Below are 3,951 nucleotides of genomic sequence, written 5' to 3'. Positions count from 1 at the left end.
CCAGACCTTGGAGACGTTTGCCGACATGTATGGACTGGTGCCGGGTACGGCGGCGCAGACGCTGGAGCGGGCGCGGCAGCGCCGAACCGGCGCCTGATACAGATCCGCTTTCGACGCAGCAGGGCCCGTTCGGTTGGCTCACGCTGCGGCGTTGCCCGCCTGCGCCGCGCGCATCGGCTCGGCATCTCGACGCCGGCGTGCTGGTGGCGCATACTGGCGCATGGCTATTCCTCATGTGCAATCGGGACAAGTGGTGGACCTCCTCGAATTGGGAGCGCCCTTGTTGACCGAACAAACCTTTGCCTTGTTCAAATCGTCCGAACTCGAGGTGATGCGCGTCTACCTGCCCGCGGGCAAGGCGTTCCCACCGCACAAGGTGGCGGGCGAAATCACGGTGCAGTGCTTGCAAGGCCGGATCGAGTTCGGTTTTGACGACCAGAAACAAGTACTTGAAGCCGGTCAACTGCTGTATCTGGCGGGTGGTGTGCCGCACTGGCTGCTGGGGCTGGAAGACGCCACCGTGCTGGTCACCATTGTGTTGCGCAAATAGCGCTGCAGTGGCGCCTGCCGCTCGGTGGCGAGCGCTTCAGCCCGGCAAAGCAATGCTGCCGGCCAGCGGCACCCCCTCGGGTCGTTCGTAGTCGGCCAGCACCCAGGCGCGGCTGGGGTGCACGCTGGCTTCTTGCAGGCATTCGCGCAAGAAGGCGATGGAGGGCTTGTCCAGCGCGGCAAAGGGCTTGTTCATCAGCACCAGCGGCGCACCCGAGGCAAATCCCGCCGCCAGCCAGACCTTGCGTTTGGAGCCGGTGGAGAGCATGTACAGGGGCTTGTCCAGAAAATCCGTGAGCGACAGGCCTTGCACCATGTGGTCCAGCGTCTGTGGCGCAAAACCGGCGTAGAGCGCAGGCAGCGTCTGTAAGTAGTTGCGCGCACTCTGCTGGTCGTGCGCCTCGGTTCGCGGGTCCATCCAATACACCTGTTCCTGGTACCGGCGGGCGTTTTGGTCGAGCGACACACCGTTCAGCTCCAACCGTCCCGCCTGCGGCGCGAGTGCTCCGGCCATGAGTTGCAGCAAGGTGGATTTGCCGCTGCTTTCGTCGCCGTACACCGCGGTGACGCCAGCGCGGATGCGCTGGGACCAGTTCTGGAACAGCGTGCACCCGGGCCAAGAAAAGCCCAGCCCATCGGCGCGCCATAAAAAGTGTTCGGTCATACCGTGACTCAGTACCCGATGCTGTAGCGCAGGCCTTTGTGGTTCAACACGGCGCTGTGTGCACCCATGCGCTCCAGCGTCAGGCCGGGCGCGATTTCCTGGCCCTCTTGGACCACTTTTCCGTTGACGATGAGGATGCGGTGGGCGGGGTTGACCGAATAGCTGCTGCCATTGACGCTGACCGGTGGCAGTTGCGCCCGCGCTTCGGCCGAGAGTTCGGCAAAACTGGGTACGCGCGCCGGGTCCGGCTGGCCAGTGGCGGGCATGGGGGCGGCAGCGGTGGTTGGTGCAGCGGCAGGTGCCGCAGCGGGCGAGGGCGCTGGGGCCGGTGCGGGCGGTGGCGGTGCTGGCGCCAGAATGGGGCGCGGCGGCATGGTGTCGGGGGTGTCGCTGACGGCCTCTGCCGGTTGCACCGCCGCTGGCGTGGGTGGTGGTGCCGGTGCTGCTGGGGGCGCGGCAGAGGCCGTCGAAGCCGCTTCAGGCGCGGCCTGGCCGCCTTGCTGTGGCTGGGACGCTGGTGTATCCGGTGGCAAAGGCATCAACCATGGGGCCAGCAGCACATAGGCCACCAGCACCAGCAGCGCCGCGCCGATCAGCAGCGGCCAGAGCCGGGAACGTGCACCCCGGCGCTTGCTGGGAGGCGAGCCTGCGGGTGCCGCGCTCTGGCTGTGCAAGCCGGGCACCAGGCCCCGTTCGCGCTCGGTGTCGGCCCGTTTGAGGGCGTCGAGTATGTAAGACATGTGCTTGTGCTGATGGGTGCTGCGGTGCGCGCTCAGGGCCGGGCCAGGCGCGGCTCTTCCACGTCGGTGGCGCGGTTGATTTGCATGAAGGTCATGGGGCCGGCCAGGCCGTCTGCGTCGATGCCACTGGCGCGCTGGAAGGCTTGCACCCGCGACTTGAGGGTATTGGCGGAGGGCGGCACCTTGCCCGCCGCTTGCAGCGCTTTCAGCCGCTGCTGCAGCCATTCACCGGCCAAGCCTTTGCTGCCATCGGACAAACGGCCTTGCTGACCGGGTGGCGTGCGCCACAGGGTGGCGTATTCGCCGCGCCAACGACCGTCCAGGTCGGCCAGCGGCATGCGCCAGGCGCGGTCGCCTGCGTGCAAGGTGACGCTGTTCTGGTCTGCCGCCGTGAGCAAGGCCCAGGCGGTGCTGCCGCCCTCGCGCAGGGTCAGAATGCCCGGGCGGTCCAGCTGGCGCAGACCGTGCACGGTCATGCGGCCAATGCGGTAGCACTGCAGCTCCTGGTCCTGGGCTTCTGCGCAAGGGTCGTCGCTGGTGAGCGCCCGTCCCCAGACCTGGCCGAGTTCGCGCCAAGCCACGTTTTCGCTGGACAGCAACTCGGACAAGGCCGGGGTGCCTATGGGAATGACCGGGGGTTGCGCCGGTGCAGCGGCGACCGCTTGCGGTGCGTCGGGTGACGTTTCGCTGGCCTTGGTGGCGGCGACCCCTGCCACCGACGGGGTGGACTCCGATTTCACCGTGCCCACCGCCTGGCGATCGCCGGTCCGGGCGCCGCTGGTATACCAGGAGCCCAGGCCGGTGGCGAGCAGCACGCCGCCCAATGCGCCCAATGCCAGCGTGGCATAGGGGTGGCGGGTGAGCCAGCGCGTGGGCTTGTGGTCTGCCTCTGCTGCGATGTCGCTGGGTGCTTCAAACACCTCGGACGCGGCCTTGTCGACGATGGCCAGCCCGACTTGTGGTTTGCCGGTGGCATAGGCGCCCAGCAGGGAGCGGTCGCACAACAGGTTGATGCGGCGCGGCACGCCGCGCGTGAGTCGGTACACGCGCTGGATCGCTTCGTCGGAAAACGGCAGAGCGGTTTTCAGGCCGGCCACGCCCAGGCGGTGTTGGATGTACAGGCGGGTTTCGGTCTCGTTCAGCGCACCCAGGTGGTAACGCGCAATCACGCGCTGGGCCAGTTGTTCCAGTTCGGGTCGGGCAATCATGGCGCGCAATTCGGGCTGACCGATCAGCACAATTTGAAGCAATTTGCGCTCGCTGGTTTCCAGATTGGTGAGCAAACGCAGCTGCTCCAGCACGTGGGGCGTGAGGTTTTGCGCCTCGTCGATGATGAGGATGTTGTTGCGACCCGCGGCGTGGCTGCGCAGCAAGTGCTCATTGAGCGGGTCGAAGTAGTCCTTGATGGTGGGTGGACCCACTCCATCGTGCCGCACTTCCAGGTGGAATTCGTGGCAGATCGACTTCAGCAGATCCGCCACCGTGAGCTTGGGGTTGAAGATGTACGCCACGTTGCAGTGCTCTGGAATTTGTTCCAGAAAGCAGCGGCAAATGGTGGTTTTGCCCGCCCCGATCTCGCCACTCAGCAGCACAAAGCCGCCGCCGCCGTCCACGCCGTAGAGCAAATGGGCGAGCGCTTCCCGGTGCCGCTCGCTCATGAAGAGGTAGTGCGGATCGGGCGCTATGGAAAAAGGAGCCTGTTTCAGGCCGAAATAACCGACGTACATGCACTGAGGATAACGGGACGGCACGGCCGGGGCAAACAAAAGCCCGGCACGCAGAGCAAGGCCTGCGTGCCGGGCTTGAAAACGCTCAACCGCGCCGAGCCTGGCGCGGTTGACAACGGTGCGACAGCTGAAAACCTGTGGCTACGGCCTCAGGCCGCCAGCGCCATGGCTGGCGTAGCAGCGGCGGCCGACTTGTTGGTTGCGGTCTTGTTCACCGAGCATTCGATGTCGCCCGACAGCTGGCCACCTTCTTCGATCACCACCTTGCCGT

4 protein-coding genes are annotated in these 3,951 nt (G+C 66.1%); 1 reads left to right on the top strand and 3 read right to left on the bottom strand.

Annotated elements, in window-relative coordinates; genetic code table 11:
* Positions 1 to 220 precede the first annotated feature (220 nt).
* A complete protein-coding gene (locus tag ABYB95_RS18745; protein ID WP_372660286.1) occupies positions 221 to 550 on the top strand; it encodes a cupin domain-containing protein in 330 nt (109 codons plus the stop codon).
* A gap of 36 nt (positions 551 to 586) precedes the next feature.
* On the opposite strand, the gene ABYB95_RS18740 is transcribed toward ABYB95_RS18745, so the two are convergent.
* The 3 genes from ABYB95_RS18740 to ABYB95_RS18730 are packed head-to-tail and all read right to left on the bottom strand — an operon-like array spanning position 587 to position 3,704.
* Positions 587 to 1,213: an ATP-binding cassette domain-containing protein gene (locus ABYB95_RS18740; RefSeq protein ID WP_372660283.1), complete on the bottom strand. Its 627-nt coding sequence runs from the start codon at positions 1,211 to 1,213 to the stop codon at positions 587 to 589.
* An 8-nt stretch (positions 1,214 to 1,221) separates the two neighbouring features.
* On the bottom strand, positions 1,222 to 1,953 hold the full coding sequence (locus ABYB95_RS18735; RefSeq protein ID WP_372660279.1) for a general secretion pathway protein GspB: 732 nt from the start codon (positions 1,951 to 1,953) through the stop codon (positions 1,222 to 1,224).
* A gap of 32 nt (positions 1,954 to 1,985) precedes the next feature.
* Positions 1,986 to 3,704 (bottom strand): AAA family ATPase, encoded by a 1,719-nt coding sequence (locus ABYB95_RS18730; protein WP_372660276.1) that lies wholly within the window; start codon positions 3,702 to 3,704, stop codon positions 1,986 to 1,988.
* Positions 3,705 to 3,951 lie beyond the last annotated feature (247 nt).

Origin of the sequence: Hydrogenophaga sp., from assembly GCF_041633695.1 — a bacterium.
GTDB lineage: Bacteria > Pseudomonadota > Gammaproteobacteria > Burkholderiales > Burkholderiaceae_C > Hydrogenophaga.
Note: the sequence above shows the minus strand (reverse complement) of the source record. Positions and strands in the feature narration are given on the sequence as shown.

Excerpts from the sequence above, each read along its gene's own strand:
- ABYB95_RS18745 (WP_372660286.1), top strand. The coding sequence starts at position 221 with ATGGCTATTCCTCATGTGCAATCGGGACAAGTGGTGGACCTCCTCGAA.
- ABYB95_RS18740 (WP_372660283.1), bottom strand. The coding sequence starts at position 1,213 with ATGACCGAACACTTTTTATGGCGCGCCGATGGGCTGGGCTTTTCTTGG.
- ABYB95_RS18735 (WP_372660279.1), bottom strand. The coding sequence starts at position 1,953 with ATGTCTTACATACTCGACGCCCTCAAACGGGCCGACACCGAGCGCGAA.